This window comes from Pandoraea apista (assembly GCF_001465595.2).
Lineage (GTDB): Bacteria > Pseudomonadota > Gammaproteobacteria > Burkholderiales > Burkholderiaceae > Pandoraea > Pandoraea apista.
In genome coordinates, this window is sequence record NZ_CP013482.1 from 1 (window position 1) to 25,782 (window position 25,782).

The 25,782-nt window shown below is 57.8% G+C and carries 34 protein-coding genes and 2 pseudogenes; 7 read left to right on the forward strand and 29 right to left on the reverse strand.

The annotated features are described in order from the left end of the window. Positions 1-7: 7 nt before the first annotated feature. Positions 8-1,203 (forward strand): annotated as a pseudogene (locus tag AT395_RS24800) (TonB-dependent receptor domain-containing protein); the annotation flags it as partial. A gap of 65 nt (positions 1,204-1,268) precedes the next feature. Here the strand turns inward: AT395_RS24800 and AT395_RS24805 are convergent. Both AT395_RS24805 and AT395_RS24810 read right to left on the reverse strand, forming a co-directional pair. Further along, complete coding sequence (locus tag AT395_RS24805; protein ID WP_231606014.1) at positions 1,269-1,979, reverse strand: recombinase family protein; 711 nt, start codon at positions 1,977-1,979, stop codon at positions 1,269-1,271. Between the two features lie 6 nt (positions 1,980-1,985). Next, on the reverse strand, positions 1,986-2,309 hold the full coding sequence (locus tag AT395_RS24810; RefSeq protein ID WP_048627728.1) for an H-NS histone family protein: 324 nt from the start codon (positions 2,307-2,309) through the stop codon (positions 1,986-1,988). Between the two features lie 275 nt (positions 2,310-2,584). On the opposite strand from AT395_RS24810, the gene AT395_RS24815 reads away from it, so the two are divergent. The 6 genes and pseudogenes from AT395_RS24815 (at position 2,585) to AT395_RS25405 (ending at position 4,789) form a co-directional block, all read left to right on the forward strand. After that, the gene (locus tag AT395_RS24815; protein WP_048627729.1) at positions 2,585-2,821 is read left to right on the forward strand and encodes a type II toxin-antitoxin system Phd/YefM family antitoxin; all 237 of its coding nucleotides are present in this window, start codon (positions 2,585-2,587) and stop codon (positions 2,819-2,821) included. Beyond that, positions 2,821-3,199, forward strand: a pseudogene (locus AT395_RS24820) (type II toxin-antitoxin system VapC family toxin). The gene AT395_RS24815 and the pseudogene AT395_RS24820 overlap by 1 nt, the downstream one beginning before the upstream one ends. Before the next feature lie 23 nt (positions 3,200-3,222). Continuing rightward, positions 3,223-3,468, forward strand: a complete 246-nt coding sequence (locus AT395_RS25775) for a hypothetical protein (protein ID WP_156219635.1) — start codon at positions 3,223-3,225, stop codon at positions 3,466-3,468. Between the two features lie 12 nt (positions 3,469-3,480). Next, a complete protein-coding gene (locus tag AT395_RS24825) occupies positions 3,481-3,720 on the forward strand; it encodes a hypothetical protein (protein ID WP_048627731.1) in 240 nt (79 codons plus the stop codon). After that, a complete protein-coding gene (locus AT395_RS24830; protein ID WP_048627732.1) occupies positions 3,720-4,046 on the forward strand; it encodes a hypothetical protein in 327 nt (108 codons plus the stop codon). Before AT395_RS24825 ends, AT395_RS24830 begins: the two co-directional genes overlap by 1 nt. Before the next feature lie 137 nt (positions 4,047-4,183). Next, the gene (locus tag AT395_RS25405; RefSeq protein ID WP_156219638.1) at positions 4,184-4,789 is read left to right on the forward strand and encodes a hypothetical protein; all 606 of its coding nucleotides are present in this window, start codon (positions 4,184-4,186) and stop codon (positions 4,787-4,789) included. Here AT395_RS25405 and AT395_RS24840 read toward each other — a convergent pair. From AT395_RS24840 to AT395_RS24975, 27 genes are all read right to left on the reverse strand, one after another. Then, the gene (locus AT395_RS24840; RefSeq protein ID WP_048627734.1) at positions 4,768-5,343 is read right to left on the reverse strand and encodes a HEPN domain-containing protein; all 576 of its coding nucleotides are present in this window, start codon (positions 5,341-5,343) and stop codon (positions 4,768-4,770) included. The genes AT395_RS25405 and AT395_RS24840 overlap by 22 nt on opposite strands. Before the next feature lie 39 nt (positions 5,344-5,382). Next, the gene (locus tag AT395_RS24845) at positions 5,383-5,883 is read right to left on the reverse strand and encodes a hypothetical protein (protein WP_048627735.1); all 501 of its coding nucleotides are present in this window, start codon (positions 5,881-5,883) and stop codon (positions 5,383-5,385) included. A gap of 369 nt (positions 5,884-6,252) precedes the next feature. Continuing rightward, entirely contained in the window at positions 6,253-6,594 is a 342-nt protein-coding gene (locus AT395_RS24855) for a hypothetical protein (protein ID WP_048627737.1), read from the reverse strand. A 621-nt stretch (positions 6,595-7,215) separates the two neighbouring features. Further along, complete coding sequence (locus AT395_RS25780) at positions 7,216-7,419, reverse strand: hypothetical protein (protein WP_156219640.1); 204 nt, start codon at positions 7,417-7,419, stop codon at positions 7,216-7,218. A gap of 303 nt (positions 7,420-7,722) precedes the next feature. Then, entirely contained in the window at positions 7,723-8,226 is a 504-nt protein-coding gene (locus tag AT395_RS24865; protein ID WP_053086313.1) for a hypothetical protein, read from the reverse strand. A 71-nt stretch (positions 8,227-8,297) separates the two neighbouring features. Further along, positions 8,298-8,555, reverse strand: coding sequence for a hypothetical protein (locus AT395_RS24870; RefSeq protein ID WP_048627741.1), 258 nt, complete (start codon positions 8,553-8,555; stop codon positions 8,298-8,300). Between the two features lie 118 nt (positions 8,556-8,673). Then, complete coding sequence (locus AT395_RS24875; protein ID WP_048627742.1) at positions 8,674-8,976, reverse strand: hypothetical protein; 303 nt, start codon at positions 8,974-8,976, stop codon at positions 8,674-8,676. A gap of 11 nt (positions 8,977-8,987) precedes the next feature. Then, entirely contained in the window at positions 8,988-9,230 is a 243-nt protein-coding gene (locus AT395_RS24880; RefSeq protein ID WP_048627743.1) for a hypothetical protein, read from the reverse strand. 89 nt (positions 9,231-9,319) lie between these two features. Then, on the reverse strand, positions 9,320-11,287 hold the full coding sequence (locus AT395_RS24885) for an acyltransferase family protein (RefSeq protein WP_048627744.1): 1,968 nt from the start codon (positions 11,285-11,287) through the stop codon (positions 9,320-9,322). A 107-nt stretch (positions 11,288-11,394) separates the two neighbouring features. Next, positions 11,395-12,069, reverse strand: a complete 675-nt coding sequence (locus tag AT395_RS24890) for a prepilin peptidase (protein WP_048627745.1) — start codon at positions 12,067-12,069, stop codon at positions 11,395-11,397. Next, entirely contained in the window at positions 12,066-12,455 is a 390-nt protein-coding gene (locus AT395_RS24895) for a hypothetical protein (RefSeq protein ID WP_048627746.1), read from the reverse strand. The genes AT395_RS24890 and AT395_RS24895 overlap by 4 nt, the downstream gene beginning before the upstream one ends. A gap of 498 nt (positions 12,456-12,953) precedes the next feature. Then, positions 12,954-13,322: a hypothetical protein gene (locus AT395_RS24910; protein WP_048627749.1), complete on the reverse strand. Its 369-nt coding sequence runs from the start codon at positions 13,320-13,322 to the stop codon at positions 12,954-12,956. Positions 13,323-13,447: 125 nt separating this feature from the next. Continuing rightward, positions 13,448-13,609, reverse strand: coding sequence for a hypothetical protein (locus AT395_RS25785; protein ID WP_156219644.1), 162 nt, complete (start codon positions 13,607-13,609; stop codon positions 13,448-13,450). A gap of 15 nt (positions 13,610-13,624) precedes the next feature. Continuing rightward, a complete protein-coding gene (locus AT395_RS24915; protein ID WP_231606016.1) occupies positions 13,625-13,954 on the reverse strand; it encodes a hypothetical protein in 330 nt (109 codons plus the stop codon). A gap of 11 nt (positions 13,955-13,965) precedes the next feature. Continuing rightward, a complete protein-coding gene (locus AT395_RS26425) occupies positions 13,966-14,154 on the reverse strand; it encodes an LPXTG cell wall anchor domain-containing protein (protein WP_082164640.1) in 189 nt (62 codons plus the stop codon). After that, the gene (locus AT395_RS24920; protein WP_048627750.1) at positions 14,155-14,406 is read right to left on the reverse strand and encodes a hypothetical protein; all 252 of its coding nucleotides are present in this window, start codon (positions 14,404-14,406) and stop codon (positions 14,155-14,157) included. A gap of 42 nt (positions 14,407-14,448) precedes the next feature. Then, positions 14,449-14,640 (reverse strand): hypothetical protein, encoded by a 192-nt coding sequence (locus tag AT395_RS24925; protein WP_072633021.1) that lies wholly within the window; start codon positions 14,638-14,640, stop codon positions 14,449-14,451. Positions 14,641-15,175: 535 nt separating this feature from the next. Then, positions 15,176-15,589, reverse strand: coding sequence for a hypothetical protein (locus AT395_RS24930; RefSeq protein ID WP_048627752.1), 414 nt, complete (start codon positions 15,587-15,589; stop codon positions 15,176-15,178). A gap of 438 nt (positions 15,590-16,027) precedes the next feature. Beyond that, complete coding sequence (locus AT395_RS24940) at positions 16,028-16,258, reverse strand: hypothetical protein (protein ID WP_048627754.1); 231 nt, start codon at positions 16,256-16,258, stop codon at positions 16,028-16,030. Between the two features lie 79 nt (positions 16,259-16,337). Continuing rightward, the gene (locus AT395_RS24945) at positions 16,338-16,562 is read right to left on the reverse strand and encodes a hypothetical protein (protein WP_048627755.1); all 225 of its coding nucleotides are present in this window, start codon (positions 16,560-16,562) and stop codon (positions 16,338-16,340) included. Next, positions 16,562-17,221: a site-specific integrase gene (locus AT395_RS24950; protein ID WP_048627756.1), complete on the reverse strand. Its 660-nt coding sequence runs from the start codon at positions 17,219-17,221 to the stop codon at positions 16,562-16,564. The genes AT395_RS24945 and AT395_RS24950 overlap by 1 nt, the downstream gene beginning before the upstream one ends. Before the next feature lie 168 nt (positions 17,222-17,389). Beyond that, positions 17,390-20,431 (reverse strand): zincin-like metallopeptidase domain-containing protein, encoded by a 3,042-nt coding sequence (locus AT395_RS24955; RefSeq protein WP_048627757.1) that lies wholly within the window; start codon positions 20,429-20,431, stop codon positions 17,390-17,392. Continuing rightward, on the reverse strand, positions 20,424-20,873 hold the full coding sequence (locus AT395_RS24960) for a hypothetical protein (protein ID WP_167370777.1): 450 nt from the start codon (positions 20,871-20,873) through the stop codon (positions 20,424-20,426). The genes AT395_RS24955 and AT395_RS24960 overlap by 8 nt, the downstream gene beginning before the upstream one ends. Positions 20,874-20,947: 74 nt before the next feature. Next, entirely contained in the window at positions 20,948-22,981 is a 2,034-nt protein-coding gene (locus AT395_RS24965) for a DNA topoisomerase 3 (protein ID WP_048627758.1), read from the reverse strand. Then, on the reverse strand, positions 22,978-23,280 hold the full coding sequence (locus tag AT395_RS25790) for a hypothetical protein (RefSeq protein ID WP_156219647.1): 303 nt from the start codon (positions 23,278-23,280) through the stop codon (positions 22,978-22,980). The genes AT395_RS24965 and AT395_RS25790 overlap by 4 nt, the downstream gene beginning before the upstream one ends. Before the next feature lie 9 nt (positions 23,281-23,289). Then, positions 23,290-23,814, reverse strand: coding sequence for a conjugative transfer signal peptidase TraF (traF, locus tag AT395_RS24970; RefSeq protein WP_048627759.1), 525 nt, complete (start codon positions 23,812-23,814; stop codon positions 23,290-23,292). A 20-nt stretch (positions 23,815-23,834) separates the two neighbouring features. Next, complete coding sequence (locus AT395_RS24975) at positions 23,835-25,766, reverse strand: type IV secretory system conjugative DNA transfer family protein (RefSeq protein WP_048627760.1); 1,932 nt, start codon at positions 25,764-25,766, stop codon at positions 23,835-23,837. Between the last annotated feature and the right edge of the window lie 16 nt (positions 25,767-25,782).

Here is a 25,782-nt window from a genome sequence, read left to right on the forward strand (position 1 = left end):
CAAGCAACCAAGCGTAAACCCGAACGCCAACGGCTACCTCAACGAGAGTGGTAGCGCATCTATCAAACACCGATTCGTGAACGTTGGGACGTGGGTGTCCGCTACTTTCAATCCAACGGCTACAACAGCTACGACAATGCTTACGGCCAACCTACCGACTTGAACTACGGTATTAGCAAGGTGCAGCAGGCATCCGTTTTCGCCAACGGAAACGTAACCGACTGGTGGAAAACGCACGTTACGATCGCAGCCGGCAACGACCGTAGTATCCAGAAAACGAACGGCCTCTATAACGGCCGGTTTGACACGGACAATAGGCAATACACATGGCAGAATGATTTCGCCATCGCCAGCGGCCAGAAGATCCTCGCGGGCTATGAACACCTCGACCAGAGCTTTGATTCTAGTGCCTATGCCGCCCCCTCCCGTCGCGTCGACTCAGGCTTTATCGGCTACAACGGGCGCTTTGGTGCTCATCAGTTTCAAGCTAACCTGCGGCGCGACCAGTACTCCGATTTCGGCGGTGCAAGCAGCTATTACCTCGGGTACGGCTACGACATAACTGATAGCTGGAAGGTTCTTGCGAGCTATTCGGACGCCTTCCGCGCGCCGACCTTCAACGACCTGTACTACCCCTACGGCGGCAACACCAACATTCGCCCAGAGACAAGTCACTCCGTCGAAGCTGGAGTGCAGTACGCCACCGACGCGCTTGGCGTGATGCGTTTGACAGTGTTCCAAACTCGCTACTCGAATCTCATTCAGTATGCGTCAGACCTTGCGGGCAACTACACGGCACAGAATGTGGGCACGGCCAAGGTGCAGGGCCTGGAAGGCTCTTGGAGTGGGCAGGTTTACAAGACCGACGTGCGCGCTTCTTTCACTTTCCAAAATCCTGTGAACGAGGACACGCATACCGATCTGAGCCGCCGCGCACGGCACTTCGCGTCGTTCGCTGTCAACCGGAACATTGAGAGTGTGCGCGTGGGCGCTGAATGGATTCTGAGCGGTGCGCGGCTCGATGGCACCAAGCACCTCGGCGGATACGGCCTAGTGAACCTGTCGGCCCGCTACAACATCACAAAGGCGTGGTACGTCGCCCTGCAAGTGCAGAATCTGCTGAACAAGGATTACGAGCTTGCCTACTCGTATGAAACGCCCAAACGCAGCGCTTTCATCACTCTCGGCTGGCAGCAATTCTGACGTCCCGAGTGCATATCGCCAGCCCCAGCGGCTGGCGATCCTCCTGACGTAAATCAACAACGACGTTACTTCCCATTTTCCGAAACGCCGAACTCAGCGGCTTCGCCATCTCGCGTGCAGGAAGCCCAAATTCGCTTAACCTGGCTGATACTGCATCCCGCCATACGCGCTGTTTCAGCGATGGTGTGTCCAGCTTTCCTAAACGCGATAACGCGCTCGTTCACGGCAGTATTGGGCTTGCGCCCACGATACTTTCCAGCAGCTCGGGCAAGAGTTATGCCCTGCGCCTGGCGCTGCCGCCGGGTCTCATACTCGTCACGGGCCATCTGCAAAGCGAGCCGCATGAGCATTTGCTGCACCGACTCAAGGACAACCCGAGCAACGCCCTCCGATTTCTCGGACAACTCCGACAAATCGATCACACCAGGCACGGCCAACGTCGCTCCTTTGTCGCGTATCGATCCAATCAGGCGCTCGGCGTCGGGCAATGGAAGGCGACTAATGCGATCAATTTTTTCCGCGATGACCACATCCCCCGGTTGCAGGTCAGCAATCATTCGCAGTAGCTCTGGTCTATCCACGCGGGCACCGGACGCTTTCTCACGGTACACACCTGCTACGTAGTACCCTGCCCTCCTCGCCTCGTCTACAAGCCCCTCTTGCCTCTCTATGTCCTGTTGCGCAGTGCTTACGCGCAAATAGATTCGGGCGACCTTGATAGCCGCCCGATCACGCTTGCGAGAAGCGGCGGTTTTGCTCGTCTGACGCGCGACCACCTCGCTTTATCCTTCCGGGGAGATCAAAAAGCGATCCCGCTTTTTACCAACTATCCAAGCGGGCGCTCGCCCGCGACCACTCCATGTGGCACCCGAAGCAGGGTCCCGGTACTTAGCCGCAAGCGGGCCGCTGCGCTTGCGGCGCGCCCCAAATAGATCCCGCTCGGTCAATTGGTACTCAACGATAAGGCGTCGAACATCGGCCACAACACTGCCTTTTTCCGCCGCCAGTGCTTTAGCCGCCTCGGCTTCTAATGCCTCAACGCGCTTGAGGGTCTCTGCTTCAATTGCCTCGATCTGTGCGCGAATCTCTGCATATTTCTTCGTCATGTTATCTCTGTGTCAGCTTTGGTTATTTTTGATTCCGCTTGCCGGTTTATCTGCCTTGGTGGAAGCAATATCGCCGATGCGATTCCGGAAAGTCTCTCGGTCATTTTGGGTATACCTAATTTAACCATACGAATTTTAGTAGCCCAAATATACAAGAGGCAACTCAAAAAAGCCATCTATTTTTGGACCACCTAAAAGAGCCTATTTTTCACTTGCGTCATTAGCTCAGGTTAGCTAATATGAGTCATCAAACCAAGGTTAGCTAAGGAGGTGCCATGCAAACCGTCAACATCCACGACGCCAAATCGCAATTGTCGAAGCTCATCGAGCGCGCCAAGAGTGGCGAGGACGTTGTTATCGCCAAGGCGGGGGAGCCGGTCGCCCGTCTCGTCGCCTTCGTCCCGGCCAAGCCGGAACGCCGCTTCGGTGGCCTCAAGGGTAAGATCCGTATCGCTTCGGATTTCGACGACGCCTTGCCGGCCGATGTGCTTGCCGCGTTTGAGGGACAGTGATGCGCTTGCTTCTCGACACGCACGTTTTTCTGTGGGCTGTCACAGACGACCCGAAACTGAGCCTTGCTTCGCGTGAGGTTATTCAGTTGGCTGATGAGGTCTACGTAAGCGCCGCGAGCATTTGGGAGATTTCTATTAAGGCCGGTCTCGGCAAGATCGACGTCGATCCGACCGCCCTTACGGCGGAGATACGCGCGGCTGGCTTTTTGGGAGTTGCCGATCACTACGGCGCATGCCGCCAAGGTATGCACACTGCCCGACATTCATCGTGACCCGTTCGACCGGCTGCTGGTCGCGCAAGCGATGTGTGAGCCGCTACAGCTATTCACAGCAGATGCCAATGTCTTGAAGTACACAGACTTGGCCTGGCGCGTGTAATTCGATGAACATAGGAGCAACAAATGGAATTTCTTGTGAATCCGCTCGTGTGGGGTATCTCAACAGTCGCAATGGCCGTCTCTGGTCTCACCATGTTTTACGCCAGCATGGCGGGAATCCCGCTGAACCAACGGGTCTATTGGGTCGTGTTGTTGGCAAGCATGCTCGTTGCGGCCATCAACTCCGTGAGCAGCGTTTCAGGCATGGTGTGCAGCAGTTTCATACCTCCGTTCGGTTGCTCCGGCGGCGTCTTCTTTCCAAAATCCTAATCAGGGTCACTCATGGCATTTCCGAAACGCATCATCGCTCTGCTCGCCATCTCCGTGGTGTGCGTCATCGCTGTACTGATGGTAACGCGTCATGAGTCCAGCAGCGCTGTTGCAACGAGCGCTGCGAACATCGACGCTTGCGACAGGGACGCACAGCGCGCAGCGGGCTTGTCCGACGCCGCGCAACGCGAGCTGGCCGACAAGTGCTTCCGCTCAGGCTCTTTCACCAAGAGTGAGAAGCGAGAGTGGTAATGCCCATCATCACGAGCCGGCCACTCACGGCAAAGGAAGAGAAGACTCTTGCTGTACTCCAGGGCGCGCTTGTTGGATTTGTCGCGAACGGCTCGATTGCGCTGGTGTCGCCGGTTGACTTCGCTCAGATCATGCACAAACCGTCTGTGAACGAGATTCGGCAAGCCATCAATAGCCTGATGAGCGTGACGTGGACGCCACACGACCGGCCCGGAAACCAGCGGCCGATAATCATGGCCTACGGTTCTCGAGACGGCGTGAATGCGTTCCTGGTGGAGTTCAACAGAGCCTACGTCGACGCCTTGAATAGCGAACCAATCCACTAGCCGTACTAGCAAACTAGACGGGGCCGTAATGTACGTGACACCTCAGATTGTCACCCTGAAAAACTGAATCTCCGCGCCGGCCGGCCGCCGACAACCAGCAATCACTAACTTTGAACCTTATGCCCGCGCAATTCCGTGTGATTCTCGACGCCTATTCCCTTCAGAAATTTCACGTTGACCAAACCGAGTATCAAAAGCGGTTGGTTGCTGTTTTGCCGGACTTTGAGCTGTCGTTCAGCGTCGGAACAACAGGCGGCGACACGATCGCGATTCGTGATGGAATACAACTAGTCGAAGCGACAAACGCGGACAAGACTCAGCAGACCCAGTTTTTTCAAGCGGCCAAAAAGGTATGGGCGGATCTCATGCGAGCGACGAAGACGTATCCGGTCAACGCCCGGGAACGCAACTTCCGCGTGACCGTCATTTCGACAATCAACGGGTACACCGCATCCGTTGTTGAGCGCATCGCTAGTCAGGAGCAGCCGGTTGCTCTCAACGTCCCGCTCCACGCGAGTATCAATCCGGGTTCGTTCTATCAGCACCGTCACTGGTTTCTGAAGATGCTCCTTGAGTTCGTAGATAGCGAGCTGATGGCGTGGGCTGTGACGAAATGCGACGGAGAAGCCGGCCCTGGCAAACATAACGCTCACATTCTCGCAAATCTGCTCGGATGGCCTGAAGGGTATCCGGACGCCTGCGGTGACGATCTTTCGCGCCTTCAGGTGCCGCGATTGGACTGAAATACCTGATCGACTCGATTTTCGTCCGGCCGAGGTGTTTCGAGTGTGCTGGCAGTTGAGGCGAACAATCCCGATCGAGCGGCGTCGGGATTCGCAATGGTGCCGAAGGATGCAGCCTTAACTGCGTTCTCGGCCAGCAGCAATACTTGCTCAACTGCGCCGATCAATTGAGCCGGGTTCGGCGTCACGAACCCATTTAGACCTTGCGGATACCGACCACGATACGGCCAGTCGTGGAGCGTATTCAGCAGCACACACCAATCCGGGGGCGACGTGGGAGCGACAAGCGCCAACTTGGCTGCTGCGCCCCACAACGCACTGAGATCGTGCCCAAATGGCTTCTTGCTCAACTTCGAGGCAGGTATCTTCGCGGACCAGAGCAGCGCCTTCAACGCCCCCTCAAGTGCCTGGGCAGCGAGCAGCGCACCGGGTAGATGAGTTTCCACGGTGCTCGCCTCTAATGCCTTCGCCCCCTGCCAAAGCTGTTTGGCGGTCACCAAGAAACTCTCGCCGTCCGAGGGCCGCCGGAAGGCAACAGGCGGTGTGACCATCATTACGTGTCCATTCATCTCGGGCAGCTCACTTTTTCCTTGTCACTTTACACAACGCAACGCAGCAACCGGGGCAGGCGCGTCACCCGCTTTGTTGCGAAGATCCGGATAGCGCGCCTCAATCGTCGTTGCGTTTCCGGTTGGTGGGTTGTGTGCCGTTCCATTGATGCAAACTGCGGCACGACCGGTTTCATCGAAACCCATGTGGACCGCCGCGCTTTCGGGTACAGCGCCGATGCCGCTAACATAAACCGTCTGCTGTCCGGCGACCGTCTTCAATGTGGACCAAACTGTAGTTACCGTGTAGGCCACAGTCGATATTGCGAGCACCGCCGTCAACGCAATCATCACCGCTTGCTGACGCCCTTGTGCCTTACCATCCTTCTCTGCTTGGCTAAGAATTTTGTCCAGGCGGTGTGAGAGTCCATTCATCGCCTCGTTCGTTCGATGCTGCATGATGCGCTGATACTTCTGCCCCTCCCCTGGCGCAACGAAATCAGCGTTCAGAATTGTGTCGAGATGAATGTCCTTCCAGTGGGTCATTATGTTTTCCAGTTGCTAAAGTGAACTGATGCGCGCCGGGTCTGTACCTACAGACCGGATGGCGAGCCATACTTGCAAGCGCTCTTCCGGTTCAGCCACTGGATGGGCGAGATCAATCCCGAAGGGCTTCACAATAGCGAACACCCCGGGCGCAATGTTGTACAGTCGGTCGACTCGCCGCTCGGCTCCTATGACCTCGCGAATTCTCTGGAAAAGGCGCTGCCTCTCCCATCGGACTGGGGACCTAGCCCTAAACGGCAAACCCGATAGGTGCGCTAGGGCAGCGTCTATGTCTGATTCGGATACCACCATCGCCTGCGGTGATCTCCAGAGGGTTGCGAGACTCATATCGCCTTTTCCGCGGTTTTCCTAAAGCGCTGACGGTCGCAGATAGACCTTGTCACTGCTTCGATACTTCCGAAGGAATTCGGCCAAGAATGACCTCACCGCATCGTAGTCGTCGAGAAATGCCATGACCTCTGGATCGCTCTCATCGTCTTCAGGAAGGTCATGATTAACGAAGTACTGCAAGGCCATCTGCCACTTGACGTCCTCCTCCTCCGTGATTTGGTAGTTCGCTTCCAACCACTTGTACTCGTCTGACGTGCCGTCTAATCCCGGTTCTCCCCAGACGCGCTCCATCTCGCCGATGACGGAATAGAACATCGAAGTTTCAATTCCGTCGTCGTCTTCATCTACGGGCGTGGTCATGATTCTTCCTATTTGACGTCAGCTTTGCGATCGCGAAACTGCTTTGCGATTTCCCGCGCGCGCTCCGCGCCTTTCTTCGACGCCTCCGCGAGTTTCCCGTTTTCTGCCGACATGCGTCCTGCCGTCGCTCCGCCTCGCATTTTTGCTTCGAGGGGTTGTAGTGCCCCGATTTCGGCTGCTCCGCCGACAGTCATCCATGCCAACTGGTGCTCCTTATTGACGAAGACTCTCTGTCCCTTCACAGGCTCACCGCATCCACATTTGCAGTTCCGCATCACGGCCACTCCCGTCTAGTTGTTCGGATGTCCAACATAGCAACCAGCAAGCACGAACAGTGCCGTGAACTCATGCTGACAAGACTCGCACACGTACTCCTGGTGAACCGTCTTGGTGCCGATCGCGCAAGCACCCATCGTCACCTCTGTTGATTCGCAGGATGGGCACAGCGTCGTGCTGGACGCGATGACTCGGTCCTTCCATTCGTCAGTTCCAAGCATCCTGCTCTCCTGCAAATTTCATGGCAATCTTTCCGTTGTCAGCGGAGCCAGCCCTAATGCCGCATGGCTTCCTCGGGATCTGGATGTCCTTGTAGGTCGCCATAGCGGGCTTGTGCTTTCTGGCCTAAGTCACGATGAACGTGGTAGCGTTGGCAACCCGGCTTCTGAGCATCTTGTTCCACAGCTCGCGCCGACGGTGCTCATGGATTTCGCCCCAAGGCACCAGCTCGATCCCGGCCATTTCGTAGTCCCCGCGAGCGCGCATCGCGGCGTAGTTCTCCGCGCTCGTAACGATGTGGACGGACTCGCACTCAATCACAGTTCGCACGAACTCGTCAGGGTCCTGTCGCTGCTCCCGTCGATGTCGATCAACAAGCGCCGTGAGTGTCGTCTGAATTCTCTTGTGGTGCTCTAGTCGCAGGTCGCCGCTTTGACTCGCGATTGCCTCCATTGAAACTAGCCCAGAAAACTGCCTCACTCGACGTTTTACACTCTCGGCCATCACGTGCGTGTACCACGCTCTCGCTCGACTGGCCGTCACATTAGGGCGGCCTGACAGCCACATTACCTCTTCGTAAATCGAAGTGAGGGCGCGAAGATCGTCTAAGTGTCGGTCGTTCATTTTCCGTGGTTATCGCCGCATGCGGTCGTTCGGATTGGGATACCGTTGCAACACCTCCAACCCCGTTAGCGCGCATGGGTCGATTGTGTACTCTTCCTCGCCAAGCCATCTACTGTGTTTCCCAGGGCCGGAAATAATTGCCATTGCGTCAACATTCGCACTGAGTAGAACGCCACCGCCGGAGTAGTAAGCGTTCAGACCACTTCCGAACATTTCTGCGGTACGACGCTGCGACGACCAACAGAGGCCAATCCTCCCGGCATTGAAGCGCTCGGTGCTCTCGCCACGATACAGCGTCAACGACGGGCCTTCGTAGCGTGGTAACACGGCCAGCAGCAGCCGAACCAAGAGCTTGTCGTCGCCGATTTCTTCGCGAATGCGACCTCCGTACGTCACCCAACTGGTGAGGCAATTCTCGCGGTGCTGCCCGTTGGAGGAGCATTCGTCGGCGACTCGCTGAAGGGCGTCTACCCAGCTCAGGCCATTCGCCTTAGCCTCCTCTCGACTGGGCATATGGTGACCGCCAGAGAGAAACGATGACGTCAAAGAAGCAATGCACATTTGCGAGTAAACCAACCTTTTTCCTAGTGGCTCACGGCCGGATAGACGAAATCTTCGTCGGGCGTAAATTCGTACCGGGCAGGATCGCTCTCGAACATCACGTAGCCCTCGACACCCTTCTCGCGGAGCACCTTCACTGCGCGTCGGGCGTTCGCGACCTCAAATTCGTGAAGCCTGCCCGTGTCGGCAGGGCGACCGCCGCTCGACGCTCCCTCGCCACTGATCAGGAGCGTCATTTCTGCGCCCGAACCGGCCTTGCGTCCAAAAATCTGGCTTTTCATCGAGTTTTCCTACACGCCCAACGATCGGCAATCCGCGCACTGCTTTTGCAGATGCCAGCAGGCTCAAACGAACCTGGGTGGCGAGCCGGGAACAAACGCTCTCGGCCAAAAAGGTGTTTCAGATGTTGTTCTCGCAGAAGCCTGCGAGCGGCACGGGAGACGCGAGTGTTGAAATGATCGTGTACCCCGGATAAGTCTGCTTTGCGGTTCGTGAGAACGTCGCAACCGCTTCATCCTCGTCCGTGGCCGCGATAATCCCGTGAACAGGCTTAATTACGTCCGTCGAGCCGTCCTTGCGCATGACTGCGGAGACCATGAATCGAGTCGGTTGGTTGACATGCCAGCCTGCGCGGCCGCCCGGCGCTGCGGATGCATAGCCCTGCGACGAAAGGATGGCTGCGAGCAGGATGATCCTCAGCATGGCCGCCTGTCTCACAGTTCCGGATTGGCAAGGAATGCCGCCGTTTCGAGCGTGCTTGCGGCATGCTCCCGGCCCGAAAGTGCAACAGCCACGTGAAACAGGGCGACGGCACGGTTGTTGCTGTCGAGCATCCCCGATGCCGCCCGGATGAGTGCAATACCCTTCACCACCGCTTTCGCTTGCTCCGACGATCCGGAGCTACCGAGACGCTCCACCATCGATTCCATCGATTCGATTTCCGAGCCAAATTCCATATCACCCTCGCCGTAAGAGCGGCACATGAGCCGCGCAATGTTCAATGAATACATTGTAGATAATTATTGTGTTGCGCGCAACCCAATAATTAAGGACGGCCGGTAATGATGGCCTCTAACTCCCCCGGTCGGCTCCGTCGGTACAGTTGATAGTAGTGGGCTCCGCCCTCAAGATTCAGGTGAGTGGTGTCGTTGCTTCTGTAAAGCGGGATGTTTCCGGCGGCCGTGGCACACATCCCATTACTACATGCGGCACCATACGTGTGCATCACTTTCACCGCCGGCAGGCGGGCCGCCAAATTCCCTACAACCTCATGATTCGCCGCCTCAACGCCGGCCGCCGACTGGCGGCTGAATTCGCACGATCGAGCGAACGGTGACCACCTCAATCCGTTGTACAACGGACAGTTGATGAGCCCGTCAGGCATGGGGGGAACATCATCAAGGATGACGACTTGCTTGCCGGCGTCGAGCAGCGCCTTCGCCGTGCGGTAGAGATCCTCGTCAATCTGCTCTGGGCCAAACCCTCGCTCGTTACGCTTCACGTTTGACGGCGCTACGTACGCCCCCCATGTACCCGATAGGAAAACAACTTCAATGTCGCTGCTTTTCAGCAGATAGTTCATGACCAGTCGATCATGTTCGCGGCATGGTTCATCCATATTCGGCCGCGTGCCGATCGGAGGATCCGCGACCGGAGGGCAGAGCGGCCGCGCCATGTCGTGAACACTTAACCCGAACTCGTTGCCCAACTCCCGGAAGAAGTACACGAAGTGATAGGCGTGAGAGTCGCCCCACAGGACGGCCTTTCTTCCGCCTGGCGCCCCGACAGAACATTTCGCTTCCGACGTAACCCCTACAGCCCCCCAGCACAGTGCCCCTCGTCCCTGCATCCAGTCACGGTCGGTCGACGCGGTATAGATTTCTCGAAATTGCTGGGGATACATGAACAGAAAGTTTGTGGACGTTCTTCCCACCGCCACAGTAGAAGCAGCAAGTGCGATCGGTGCCAGGATGTAACCGATCACGGCTCTCCTAAAGCTCACTCGCGCATAGCGCAACGGCTGCTCGACATACCGATGGGAAAGCGCAGCAACAACGAAACTCAACGCTACCGCGCAGACGATCGCGACGTCGCTCGTCAGCCCGAACCGCCGAAACGCAAAAAGTATCGGCCAGTGCCAGAGATAGATGCCATACGACCGGAGGCCGATCCAGAGCGCAACGCGATTTCCAAGCACTGCACGGATCACTTTCGAGTCGTGTCCCGAAAGAATCAGCAGAGCAGCGGGCACCGTCGGGGCGAGCGCCCAAACTCCAGGGAACGGCTTTCCGCCAATAAAAGTGGCGCATGCCAGCACGCCAATAAGCGAGAGAACGGCTAAGAGTCCACGAGCGGTTCGCGCGCTATTCCACTGGCCTAGAAACGCAACTACAACGCCCAAGATGAACTCGAACGCACGATACTGGCTGAAGTAGTAAGCCCCTGGCGCTCCCGCGCGGACTGCCATCTCTGACCAAGCCAGAGACGCAAGCCCGAGTGCAATGAACGAAGCAATTTTGACGCGTGCTCGCGCATGACGAAGCCCAAACAACACCAGCGGAAACACCAGATAGAATTGCTCTTCGACCGAGAGAGACCATGTGTGAAGTAGCGGCTGTTGCTCCGCCGTCGGTGCGAAGTAGCCCGTCATCTTCGCCAGGTAGACATTCGATGCGAAGCCCGCGACGTAGGCCATGTTCTTGGCAACCTCCATCGCGTCGTCCGGGATGAGAAACACCACGCTGAAAGCGAAGGTGACTGCCATCATCACGAACAATGCCGGAACTAACCGTTTCGCACGGCGCACGTAGAAGTCGCGGAAGCGGAAGTTCCCCGCCGCTTGAGCACTACAGATGCTCCGGGTGACGACGAATCCAGAGATTACGAAAAAGATATCGACCCCAACGAAGCCACCGGCGAGTTGGCTAACCCCAGCATGGCAGGCTACGACGAGAAGCACGGCGAGCGCGCGGAGGCCGTCCACGTCGGGACGATAGTTTTTATTGCTGGTCATTCACGTGCTTCGCTCACCGATGGAGAGCGACCCCGAAATATTTTTGAAGAAGTGCGGTTAGAGAAATGCGAGCGGGCGGCGGGCGTTTCTATCACCCTCACGGCGGGTCAGATCCGCGTCGCAAGCCAAACCACAGGATCAGAACCGGAAATCAACAGAAACAGCCCCGCACCCGACAGAAACGGGCCAAAAGGCAACACGTCTTCCGCGCGACTACCCCATCTAATCACCGCGAGGAATAAGCCCGTCGCGGCCGCAATCAGGAGCATTGACGGAACTGAGGCGACGCCCATCCACGCGCCTATACCGGCGGCCAGTTTAAAGTCGCCCTGCCCCATGCCGTCCTCGCCTTTGCGGATCCGCCGGAATGCATTTACCGCCCAGAGCGCAGCAAAAGCCGCTGTCGCGCCGGCGACCGACTCGGCTACAGACGTGCGCCACCCCATCCAATTCGCAAAAATTCCGACGCCAATCAACGGGAGGGTGATGACGTCGGGAAGCATGAGTGTTTGGTAGTCGACGAGGGCAAGCAGGGTCAGCAACCATGCCAGAGTTGCCCCCACGACGACGATGCCCGCACTCTGACTTCTAGCCGTCAGAGCCGCACATATCGCGGCAAACGCTAAGGTGACGGCCGCTTTTGTACTTGCTTGGTACGCAACCCCCTCATCGCACTCGTTCTCGCATGCGAGAACCATTGCCGCTCGCGACGCCGCAGGGAAAAGGAGCGCCCCTGCGCAAAGCCCCGCAGCGCCACTCAGCACCAGGCTCAACAGGTTCATGACTGCGCTGTCCTGCTCCGTCCGTGCCACCACTCAGCGGCGCCGAGAATCGCAACGTATCCAAGAACCGTTTGCGGGATGAGAATCCATGCGGCGGCGACTTGCCTGAGCAACATGTCCACGGCCCGGTTGTAAGGCAGCCCGAGGGTTCGATTGCCGAAAACGTAGGTGAAATAAATCAGAAACAATGCGGCCACGACGAAAAGCACGCCTTTAACCCGCAAACCGCGATAGCCCAGGAATGCCCCAATAAAATAAATCGGTAGCGAGAGGCACCAGTCGGTCAACGAGGACGTGTAACCCATCACGACATAGGCGAGATGCCCAAAGGCCGCACCAAGGACCGTCAGGGCAAACGCCTGACGGGGCAAGCTTGAGGTGTTCATCGTGACTTCTTCCGCCGGCGTTCCGCCTGGTCGATAAGAGCTTTCTCGATTGCCGCTCGCTCTGAGCGGTCATCTTCCGCCAGATAAATCAACGCTTGGTTGGCCTCCGCGCAGAGGCGTACTCGACTGAGTTCACGTCCGCCTTCGGCTTCGAGTTGCTCCTTTAGCCGACGCGTACGGACAGTGGAAATTTCCCGCGGTCGCGGGGTGTCCACTCTCGGCCGTCCGCGGCCTCGCGGCTTTTCCACGGCCTGCTGTGTTGAAGTTTCGGCTTTGCTCTTCATCATCGACCTTCAATTTCCTTGCGCTTCAACGCGCGAAACCGGATCCATACCACCGTCACGAACAAGGCGATCGCAAGTGACGGCAATGCGGGGGGAAGAACCTCGTTCACGTCTGCGCCAGCCCAAACGCCGAAGCCAAGCAGAACAACCGGCATGCTCCACGCAATGAATGTCCAGCGCCCCCAAAATCGGCCGAACCTCAGAATAACGCTATTCATTTCCCCACCTTCTCCCTGCCGTTTTGCGGGCCATCGCTGCGTAGCTTGTCCGCCACCGCGTTACGCGCCGTCTCGTAGTCGAGATTCTCGTCAGGTGACTTCGTCACGTACGTCCCCCTGTCATCCATAATTGCCATGAAGATGTTATGCGACGCACTCTGCCGGATCTTCCCGTCTGTCATGGCATCTGCGATGACCTGACGGGCGGCGCGGCTATCAGGCCAGTTGTTTGCGATGTTTGTGTACTGCCAGGCAGGGATTTCTTTCGCGGATTCCCACGCCCCAAGGGCACCGCCAGCCACTGCGCACAGGACCGGAACCACGATGTACGGTGCAATAAAACGCGTCGTTTTTGATAGTTTCATCTCGATTTTTCTGTTGCATTGAGCGATCACTTCACGGCAGGAGGGCTTTAACCGTCGTCCGTGATATTTCGTTACTTGCCTGGAGCCAACGGATCGTTATCAAAGACGAGCGTTTTTCCGAGTAGTTAGCGCCCACGGTTCGCCAGAACATCCAGCAAATGTTGCCCCATGATGTCCGTCATCCAGGGGGCGAATATTAAATAAACGAACGTGGCGAATCCGAGCACAAATACTGCCGCTGCGAATCGCTTCGCAACAAACCAACGTCTCGTCGTGACTTGTTCCATGTGATATTTCCGTAGTTACGCCGACTTGTCGCAGGTGATGGTCTTGGCGAGCCAGCCATGTCGATTCGCGAGCGCACGCTTCACGAGTTCAACCGTGCACGCTCCCCCGCTGAAAGTCGTCTTGACGTGAGCAACCTCGCCCACAACTTCCGGCTCCTCGTTCACATGAACCGGATCGATTTTGTACGCCTTCCCGACTGCCTCGGCGGCAGCAAATCGTGCTGCAAGCAACGATCCCGGTTGAGCGTGTTCGCCGCAAGCACTAAGCAGCGCAGAGGCGGCCAAGTAGACGGTCCATTTCGTGACGGAGCCCATCCATTCGCGTCCGAGTTTTGGTGTGGTCATGTAATCTCCGATTAGTGGTTGTTGCACGCCACACGCTTCTTCAGAAACGCCCAGAGGCCCCCCGCAAAGAGAAGGCAAATCACACCCAAAACAGCGAACCACCAATTGCTCTCGCCTTCCATTGCGCTCGCTAGCCTGTCTCCCGCACGAACGAGGGTTGAAACCCCTCCCAGCAACATTGCTACGGCGGAATATTTCATTTACTCGGCAAGGTCGTAGTCGGCACTGGTCGGCCAATTAACGCCATCGAGGGCGCGAAGGGACTCTTGAATGCGGGCCTGCGCCTGGAGCAACTTGTCGCGCAACTCGTAAGGGTTGTGGTGAACTCCATAGCCGTTCTTTCTCACCGAACCTGACAAGGCGTTGTACGCAGCTTGCCAAGCCTTCTCGGCGGCGTCACAACCCTTCTCAGCCGCATTCAGCTTTGCCTTCGCTTGTTGCTTCGTAGTCATGTTCTGTCCTTTCGTCAATTCCGTCCGCGCCGACTTGGAAGGTCATTCATCGGCGGTCATCAGTGGAACCACCGCCGTGACGAACCCCATCATGCACGCGCCCAAGAGGCCAACAGGGAAAGTCACTGCGGTCATAGCCGCAAGCTTTGCCTGAATGTTGTCTCGACCGAGCGAATCCAGCATCGCCCATACCGCGCAATTCGCCGGCAACGCGACAACAAGAACAAGCAGCATGCACGAAATCGCGAAGCGAGATTGCCACACACCAGTCAGCTTTGTGGCGACACAACCACTCCACACAGCTCCGAGAGAGGATGCCCAAACCATGAGAATCGCTGGCCACGCCGTTGAGTAACCTCCGGTCAAAAGTTCGTGCCATCCGTACCACACCCACCCGAATACACTCCCTCCCTTGAGGGCCAATGCAACCAACAGGATGGCACCCGCGACGCCCAATGCAATGCTACGTCCGCAATCGACCATCGCTGCCCGTACAGTCTGAACATGGTTCACCATCTTCTGCACCTCTCACTCATCTCAAGCCCAGCTAACCGCCGTACTGACGAGCCCGATGGCAAACGCCACGAGCGCGATGACAATGGCACCTAACGCAAAACCTCTCATGACTATTCTCTATTGGTGAAATGGGTTATTCGGCCGACAGGAGACCTAGCTTTATGAGGCGTGCTCGAATTGCCCCTCTGGTTCGACCGAACTGACTTCCAAGGGCGGTCAACCGGCCATTGCTATACGGGAGCGCAGCATTTTCCTACCGATCGTACTTCGCGAGAAGACGCTTAGCGTCCTCTTCGTCTCCGGGAATCGGCTGACCCGAGCCGAGCCGATCTTCAAGTGCGCGAGCGAGTGACCAGTCCGTTCCGCGATCGCCCTTGTCTTCCAGTTCGTGGTGCAGATACGCCAGTCGATTCGCAAGGCGAGTCGTACGGGCGAATTCAATTTCTTTCGCGAAATGCACACCGTCGGAGTGAGCAATGGAACCGCCTTCGGTCAACGCTACGGTGTTCGCCTCAGCCCCTTCGCTCGAGTCCGATACGATCAGGGCCAGCGCGTCCCCCTGGGGGAGGCTACTCACAGAGATGTCCGTGTGCAGGCCAAGGGCTTTCAATTTCTGTGCTGCTTCACGGAGGATCCCCGTGGCGGCTTCGTTGTCGAAAATGCTCATGTTTTGTCTTATCCTTTGTGCCGGTCAGTCCGGCGATTTTTTCCTGTTTAGCGTGCAGACGGATGCGCCGCGATGTCGGCAGACACTTCGGTCCACTCAACGACGTACCCTGGAATCTTCCCAGCTTCGTCTCGGCTCTCAGGCTTGTAGACGTGCGTACCGTCCCTCAGCCTCTCCGCGTACATGCAGGCAGCAGCTCGCGTGCGAAGAGATCCGATCGACTGCCAATGCCCGCCCATCGCCAGTGGCCGGAACTCGTAGAATTGCGTCCTGCCTATCTCGCGCATCGGTACTTGGCAATGCCAAGCTCCGTCGAACCACTCCATTCTGACGATGTCGCTCTCCCACAGGCCGGGGACAGCTTTGCCGTCCGAGCCCTTAGAGCGCTTCAACGCGCGCATGGATTCTGGTTGGATACGCATGAATTCCCCGATTCGTTTAGCTGGCGAAAAAGAACTCGCGAGCGCAGAGAGTGTCCAGCGACTCATCGAGTACCGCACTTGCCGCTTCGTGCGAGTGTCGGCCATTGGGCCAAACGGTGTCAGGACCGGCGAGAATGCCCTTGGCCCATTCGGCTTGCACGATTGCGTTTTGCAGTGCTTCTTCGTCGGGATACCACTTGCCGTCGAAACCGAGTGCTTTCACTTCACCGAAGTATCGCGTTTGCATTGCCGCTCTCCTTCTCCGTTGAGACGACGCTGGGATTACTGCGCTATGTCGCTCATAATATACCCCCATTGGGGGTATATCAAGGTGTTTTTGTGCTCCAAAGCAAAATCTCTCGGATGTATGCCCAAACCACATCTGGCATCGCCCGGAAGTCACTGGTATTGGCAGGGGCGAGCCACTTGTCGAGGGTCTTGTCAGGCACGCTGATGCGCTTCGCGAACGCGGCGCGCGTCATGCCGAGTTCGCTCATCGCTTCCCGCAGAAACTCTTGCTGAGCTTGTGTGGTGGCTTTTTTCACTCCCATCAAATCACTCCACTTACGATCGAAGCCATACGCACAGGATCGCTTTCGACCATTTTTTTAACGGCACTCAAACTCGAAACTCCAATCAGTTCCTGAATCAGCTTTAGGCTCCGCCCTTCCCTATGAAGGCGAACCGCAAAGGTGCGGCGCGCTGCGCTTGCGTTGCCATTAGCGATGCCCGCCTGGTGGTGCAAACGGCGGTAGATCTCAGTCAGCGACTCACACGAATAGCTGACCACGCCATTTGGACTCACGCGCTTGGTGAAGGTAAAGGGCGCCCCGTCGCTGGCCAAAAAGAGTGGGCTCTGCGGATCGAGCCCACGATACGCTGCACGTAGAATCGTTACGCCTTGACGTGTCTCCTTTCGGTGAGCGAGATAGGCGTCAATGACCTCGCGGACTTTCGGACTGGAGAAGAACAGCGGCCTTGCTTTCCCATTGAAAGCGATCTCAGCCCGAACGGTTGAATGCACCCTGACTTCACCATTCTCGAGAAGGTAGTCCTCTACGGTCAGCTTGGCTGTTTCGTTGGGTGCGAGCCCGGTCCCGTACGCGATGAGCAGCAACGCGACGTCGCGCTCCTTGGCATGGCCAGTGACAGCGGCGACCTTTCGCGCGTGCCGAATCTGATGTTCTTCAATAACGGCGGCTTTTGCCATCCTGTAATGCACTCCGGATGAGTTGTATTACGAGGAAGTATGTGAGGCGCGATCGTAAAACGCAAGCTGAGGACGCGCCATTTCTACCGTCCTCGGAAAATCGCGCCGGCACAAAAAAGGGGCCGAACGCTGTCGGCCCCTTGTTAATGCTGCGAGGTTGATCAGGCGTTACATCTTAATCCCTCGTGCTTTCTTAACCCCCTGGTTGTTTTCTTGCTGACGCTCGGCAACCGCGCGCTCAATGACTGGTCGCAACTGACGTCGCACTCCATCGCGGCCTGCCTCGCTTCGCATAGCGAGATCGTTCCAATCGGTGAATTTCTTCATCCCGTCGATCGCACGCCGCTGCTCCGTCGAAAGATTGGTTTTAACGTCATCCAGCGTTTTTCCGCTCATAAGGACGTAACCGTCTTCCGCATCCAGCCGACGTTTGTGTTCACGCCATGACTCGGGTGTCACTGGCGGAATCCCTTCGGGGTACTTCGCCTCTGCGTCAGGGAAGATCGGGAACAATACGGTCCCGCCTACTTCTTCGGCTGCGGCCAACGCCTTTTCTCTGCCAGGGTTCTTGCCGACTGTCATCGTCACGTGTCGATCGTCGTCGCCGGCGAATAAAATTGGCGTGTCGGGAAACTTGGCTTTCAGCGCCTTAGCGACGGGTGCGAGGTTGCCAGCGTCAAACGCTGAGATCGATTGAACACCCAGACCCGCAAGCTCCCTGTCTACGGTGTCCATCGTCGCGTAGCCCTCGCCTATCACGAACGCTTTCGCTTTCGCCAGGGATGCGTAACCGTTTAGCGCGTGAAAGCAGCCCTCCTTTCTCGAATCCGATACGAACAGCTTCTCGCCCTTCGGATTAATCGACTGCATCGTCCATACCTTGCCATCTACGTCGTACGCGGGGACATAGGTTGTCCCGCTGGAGTCTTTCAAGACAAATTCACGCGCAAGCGCGCCTTTTGCTTCCAAGTACGGCGTGGCCGTCGTTATCGGTGTCAGCTTGCCAATTCGCTCTGAGACCTTCGACGCTGTCAGCTCGTAAGCCGCTTGGCGCTCGGCCTCAAATTCTTTTCGCCGTTGTTCGGCCTCTGCCAAGACCGCAGCCAACTCAGCGCCATCAAAGCTATAACCCTTCGCCTTCCATTTGGCCTGCGCTCCGGTACGATTGTTCATCGCGAATCCTGCCGGCCGCGTTCCCTCAAGGTGGCCGACATAGAAAATCGAGCGGTCTGCGGATCCAGGCTTATCGTCCGTGGCACGCACCCTGTGCTTCTTCCCATCCATCAAAGGGTGGAACCCCTTGATTTTCGGGTCGTACTCGGACAAATCGGCGTCCATGCTGCGGAGAAAGTCCGAAAACTCCTCCCGAGGATCCTTCGCCGGCCCCTGCTCAAGCGGCACATTTTCTGGCTTCCACCGCGCGAGCTTCGATACGTCAGCCCCAGAGCCGACGTACCAGGAACCGGCCCGCTTATCCCACTTCGCGCCGGCCGCACGAGCCTCCTCGCGGTCGTCATACGGCACAGCCAGGTAGACGCGATGGTTTTGGTCTGGCGTGCGAGAAGGCTGTTGCGATGGTTGCTGCGCGGCACCTTCGGCTGCTCCTGCGGCTGGAATCCACTTGGAAAACGCATTAGCGTCAACGCCAGGGGGCACGTACCACGATGACGCGCCTCTGTCCCACTTGGCTCCCAGCGCCTTCGCTTCGTTCTTCTGTTTGTACGGTACGTCCAGGTACGTCAACCCTTCGCGTTGGGGAGTAGCGTCGGGCGTAGGTACGTCGCCATCACTCAGGCTCGCTATGGCCTGTGCCTCCTGTGCTTCACGCACGAAACCCGGAATCTTGCCCACACGGTCGGCCAGCATCTGCGCTTCGTCCTGAGATGCCACATCCGCGATCCAGGTGTGCGTGCCGTCAGAGTCCTGGGCATAGACGCCCCAAAATTCCGGCGCGTCACCCTCGCCAGCCGCCCTTACGAAGCGCTCACCATCGTCTTCAACTTCGACGCAGCCTTGCACCTGCAATCGGCCGGTCCAACCCGCCGGCAACGCTACACCAATGCTGTCCTTGGAGACGGTCTCAAAATCGGCGTCTGCAAGCTGGCCGGCGTCGAACTGCTGATACGCTCCAGCAACTTTGCGCAGCGCATCCTCGCTGATGTTCACATCGCCATCAAACGCCTTCACGATCTCCTCCTTGTCAGGGTCAATGCCCATCATCTGCACGCCTTGTTTCGGCGACACTTCTTCAACCGGCTCCTGCCCTGACGTCAAATCTTGAGCGATCTCTTGCTTCTGCTCCAACCCCAGGATGTATTCCTGGATTTTCTCGGCATCGGCTGCTGCGCGGAAAATCTCCATCGAATCGTCTCGCAAGACCTTTATCCACGACTTCACATACGCGGCGTGCTGCCCCGGATCGTAGCCGATGCCCAACTCATCGCCCAGGATCATGCTCGCGATTTCGGCGCGCAACTCCTCTTTGGCGTATCCCTCGCTGCCGAACGGATGCGCGAGATCCCGGCCCAAGCGCGACTCATGCCCCGTCCAGTGCCCCAATTCATGCAATGCGGTCGCGTAATACCCGGCCGGTTCAGCAAACCGCGACTTATCTGGCATGTGAATGTCGTCACTGGACGGCCTGTAGAACGCGCCATTGCCTCCGTGATGAATCCGGGCGCCGGATGCTTTCAAGACCCGCTCGGCCCGCTGTAGGGCCGGAGAATCGCCCTCATGATCGCCCCCGAGGCTGGGCACCTTCGTCACGCGGTCCATCTCGGGCATTCCGTCGATCTGTTCCCCATTGAACACGACCGCTGTGAAAACGCGCGGCCGTTCAAGCTTCACCTGCACCTTGACTGGCTCGCCGGCTTGGTCGCGAACGATTTCGCCTTTTGCGTCACGTTTGACTTCTTCGTCCGAGAACTTCCAATACTGGATCGGCGTACCGCGCTCCCCGCGACGGACTTGCGCACCGACCGACGTAGCCTGCTTGTACGTAAGCCATCGCGTATCGCTTCGCCCTTGAGCCATCAAGAACATCGCGTTGATACCTCGATAGCGCTTTCCGGTTGTTGGGTTGTGCGGAAGAAATGTCGACGGCTCGCCCGGCGACCAAGGGCGCTGCCAGGGGGCCACGCCGCGCTCAAGCTGGGCGATCAACGTTTCCGCGACCTGCTCGTGGAACGGACGTTTCTTCGGTTCAGTCATGGCGGCCCCCTTCGAGTTCGACGAAGCCCGCGCGGCCGGAATCATAGGCGTCCTCGACCCAAGCGAAGTGGAATACCTTGGCGTTGGCTACGGTCAGCAGGCGGGCGCGCAATCCCGCGAACGACAACGGCAGCGTTCGGATAACTCCAGACAGGGAGATAGGCGTGATCGAGCTGCCCACGGGTAGCTGCGTGGCCGCGTGGCTCAAAGCGATGGCGAACCACGGCACCAGGTCACTGTTCGGTCCAGCAATGCGACGTGCGACGGCAGCTTCGGTGAGGTGGTCGGGATCCGCCAGCAGCACAACCAGGTCGACGACCGTATCGAGCGCGTCGGAATCCGACAACGCGTCTTCGTGGAACGCCCCCGCATGCTCCGCTTCAATCGGGTCAAATTCCGCTTGCACGCCGGGTTGATAGGCGTCGGTCAGCTTGTCCGACACGGCGGACGATCTGACCCAGGGGCGAACGCTGGCGCCCTCATCCAGAGACGCGAATTGGTCAATTGAGTGCATTGTCACTTCTCCTTACGCTGTGCCACGTTGTAGTTTGGTCGTCCCTTGACGTCTGGATATGTCTGGTTACAGGCGGGATAGCCGCTGCATGACCAGAAGAACTTACCGGGCTGTTTGCCAGCACGACGACTAAGCCCCTTCCCACAGACTCCGCACTTAAAGGCTGACGACACGGCGGCTGCGGCTGGTGCTCCTGCCACTTTGATCGCCCCGGAATTGGCCGTGATGACGAGGCCGCGCACCAGGTCGGCTTGCTTGTTGACGAACTCGTCGACGGAGCTATTGCCGCCCTGAATCGACTTCAACATTCGTTCAAACAGGGCTGTCAGGACAGGGCTACGCACAATCTCAGGAAGGGCATCATGTACGCCGCGCCCCAACGGCGTGCTCACGATAGCCTTGCCCTTCACTTCCAGGTACTTGCGTTCCTTCAATTCGGTAATCGTCGACGCTTGCGTTGCCGCCGTTCCAATGCCCTCCCCATCGCGCAGTAATTTCTTCTGCTCGGGATCTGCAACGTATTTGTGGATGTTCTCCATCGCCTTACGCAACGTCCCCTCGTTGAACCGGGGCGGGGCCTTCGTCTTGGAGTCAATCCGCTTCGCGCCTGCGCATGCCACAGCATCACCCTTCTTCACTGCCGGCAGAATCTGTTCCGCGTCGTCGTCCACATCGCCATACACGACGTACCAACCCGGACGTGTAATTTCACGCCCCTGCGCGACAAATTTCTGCTCGGCCAACTCGACGGTGATATTGGTGGTCTTGTACTCGTGCCGGGGGTAGAACTGCGCAATGTAGGCACGCACGATTAGGTCGTAGATATTGCGCTGCATGTCGGTGAGTCCGGCCATGCTGCCCTTGTGCATCGTCGGGATGATGCCGTGGTGGACGGGTGCCTTCGCGGTATTCCACGTATCAGACCGAATCGACAAATCTGCGCCATCAATGAGGTCAGCCATTTCGGGATAAACCATACGAATCGCGGCCATTACCTCCGGGGCGTCTGCAAACTGCGTCTCGGGCAGGTAGCCGCTGTCCGTGCGAGGGTACGTTGTGAGCGAAAGCCCCGGATCATAAAGTTGCTGGCAGGTGTTCAGCACGTCATCGGCTGAATATCCCCACTTCCCTGCGGCAGCAAGGGTGATGTCCGAAAGCGAATACGTGAGCGGGTGATTTCGCTTGCCCGGTGTCTGACTGAACTCGGAAACCGTCGACGATTGGCCGGCGACGGCTTTCACCACGGCGTCGGCAACGGACGCATCTACTAACCGGCCTTCGGTGTCGGTGCCGACCTGATCGTCGGCCATGATCCACTCTGCGACGAATGCTCCCGACTTGTGTGCGAACGCCGCTTCGACTTTGAAGTATGGAACGGGCTTAAACGCCTCAATCTCACGATCGCGAGTCACGACAAGCGACAGCGTTGGTGACTGTACGCGCCCCGCCGTCACCAATGCGCGCGAGCCGCCCCGTTGTGCCGCCAAAGTGTAGGCACGGCTGACGTTCATGCCGATCAACCAGTCGCCCCGCGCTCGCGCCGTCGCCGACTTTCCGTGCCCAGCGTATTCCGCGTTGTCCTTCAATGCGGCAAGCCCACGCTGAATGCTCACCGTGTCGGTGGCGTTCACCCAGTAGCGGATTACAGGCGCAGCGCAATCGAAATGCCGCAAGACGTTGTCGACCAGCGCCTGACCTTCGGCATCTGGATCACCTGCATGGACGATCACGTCCGCTTTTCGTACCAGTTGCCCGATGGCGGCAAGCTGGTCGGCGTACTCGTCCTTCGGTTTCATCACCCATTGCTGCGGGATGATCGGCAGGTCCTCAACGCGCCAGATTTTCTTTCCAGATGCGTTACGCGGCGCATCAGCCGCTGTGTACTCGTCTGGCTCGACCAATTCGAGCATGTGGCCGATGCACCAAGTCACCATATCTGCACCGCACTCGATGTAGCCTCGGCCCTTTCCTGTAACTCCCAATTCGCCCGCGATTGCTTTGGCGACTGACGGCTTCTCAGCGATGAACAATCTCAATTCGATTCTCCTTCTCGTGCGTTTCGACGATGCCCCAGCGAGGGCATCGGTCGCGGAAAGCGATACATGGGACGGCTTTGCGTCGTCTCACCAACTGCTGCGTGGAGTTGCACCAGGAACTCGTCCGTGGACCGAATCCAACCCTCGACCCACGGACACCGAACCATTAGATCCGGCGCGTAATCCAGCAGGAACTCCAACAGTTCTCTGTTCTCGTCGATTCGTTTGTGGATTCCGCTTTGCTCGCGGTCGACGACGCCGCGAATGCGATGAAGTGTGCGGTTAGGAAACAGGTTCATGTCGTTCGCTCACCAAGTTAGAACCGGCTTGATTACGGCTTCAATTTGGTCTGTCGACAAAGGGCCAAAATAGCGCCCGTCAAACGAAGCCGGGTTAATGTCGGTCATCAACAGAAAGTCCCGCGCGCCAAGGGTGTAATGCGCGCCGATGAGACTCGGCAGACGACGACCGTGTGCGTCGGCCCCGATGGGAGCGGAATGCGGTAGAAGCGTGCCGTTGACGATCACGCCCTGCGGGGCGATTTCAACGGAATCACCTTTAGCGGCTAAAATCCGCTTCATCATCTGACCGAGGCCACCAGGGCAGAAACCGGCGTCGATATAGCCCCGCTTGAGTGCAGCGAAAAACAGATCTCGTGCGGGAGGACAGAAGATGACGTAATCCCCTTTCACGGCGCTTTCCGTCGTAACTCGGTAGACACCGACACGGATGCTCTCGGAAGTGTTGACCCGGTATCCCGCCATGTACATGAGGGACACACCAACAAGTCCCAAAGTCGCGCCAATAATTGCCGCACGACTCACGCGAGTCATGACACATCGATTAAACCGACTCATAGTCTGATCCCCTCGGCCTCAGCCAACTTTGCAGCGGGCCGGATGCGATCCGTGTCCTTCGGCTCGGGGATTGCTGCGCGCCTCGAAAAAATCGGGTCGTCGAAGAAGAGTCCTTGACGACCATAGAGCGCGGGGAAGCCGGCCACATAGATGACCATATCGCCCGCCTCCTCGATGCGACCATCCGGCGACTTCTTTGGGCCTGGCATACGCAAGCACTCATCTGGCGTGAGCAATGGTCGGGCGACCTCCTGGACGGTGCGCGAGACCTGGCCGTGCATGCTGCCGAAGCGCTTTCCGCTCGTTGTCACCTGCTCCTTAAGGACCGTCGTTGTGCCCGTCAGCTTCGACAAGTGTTCGGCTGTCTCGATGCGATTCGGGGGGTAGGCGTTCTGAATATGGCAGTTCGACGTGATGGTTTCGTCCGGACCATATCCTTCCTCTCTGCTCTTGAGCTGGTTAATGTCCTGGCAGATGAGATAGAACTTGATGCCGTATCCAGCAAGGAAGGCTAGGGACTGCTGAATAATGTCCAGCTTACCCAGGCTCGGGAACTCGTCGAGCATGCCAAGGAGGCGATGCTTGTACTTCTTTTTGGCCTGTACATAGGTGGTCTCGGAGTCGCGCAGGCCGAGCTTTGCGAGGAACCGCGTCCACGGATCCATTTCCTTCTGCAAACGCTCAAACTCCATCTTGTCGGCCAGCACCCGGACGATCATGTTCAACAGGACGCGGACGAGTGGTCGCAGACGATCCTTGTCGGTGGGCTGCGTGACGATGTAGAGACTGACAGGAAACTCATGGCACATGAGATCCTTGATGCGGAAATCCGACCGGCTGACGTTGCGCTCCACCACCGGATCCCGATACAACGAGAGATACGATTTCGCGGTCGAAAGGACCGATCCCCCTTCCTCCTCCGGTCGGTCAAGCATGTCCTGCGCGGCGGAACCGATGACTGGATGGTTCTTACCGTTGACGTGCCCGTACTGAGTCATTTCCATCCACAACTCAGCCACGGGTCGATTCGGGTCGGCCAGCATCTTGTCACAGTAGGGCAGCGTCGCCGGCGTCCCCTCAATCTGCGCCTTGTACAACGCATGCAAGATCACCCCGACAAGCAGCGCTTGAGCCGTCTTTTGCCAGTGGGTGTTTAACCCTTTGCCGTCCGGATCCACAATCAGCGTCGCCAAGTTCTGCACGTCACCGACTTCGTATTCCGTCCCCATTCGGATTTCGTCCAGCGGGTTCCATGCGACGCTGCCGTACACCGCGGCCGGCTCGAATTTAAGGGTGATGTTCTTCGCGTACTCGCGCCGCCATCCGGCCGTCATGGCCCACAGCTCCCCTTTCAAGTCCGTCACGACAGTGCTGTGCTTCCACGACAAGAGCGTGGGGACAACCAGGCCAACACCCTTGCCCGAACGGGTGGGTGCGTAACACAGGACATGCTCCGGGCCGTTGTGCCGAAGCCAATGCGTGTTACCCGCTTTGTCGATCCACTGACCGACGTATACGCCAGAGTCCCCCAACAACCCCATGCGCTTCACGTCTTTCTTGTTGGCCCAACGCGCCGATCCGTGCAAATACTCATTGGGGCGGCTGGAGTTAGCGATGGCATTCGCCGCCGCCGCCGTCACAAGCAAGCCGCCACCAGCCGCCAGAACGCCAACAGACCCGGCCGTGTGAAACTGCTCGGGGAACAGCTCTGCCCACTTCGAGTACCAACTTAGGATCGACCACGGGGCATACATATGTCCGTAGTTCACGCCAAGCGTGGGGTGATACTCGAAGCCGTGCGCGAAATATTGGGTTGCGGCTTGCATGCCAGCGGCGAAAGACGTCAGCGCCATTACCGGCACTGCCTTTCCCTTACGCCGCTTTTGCCGCACTTGAGGGCCAACGGGGTTATTGAGGGTCTGTCTCACACAAGCCCCCGCATCG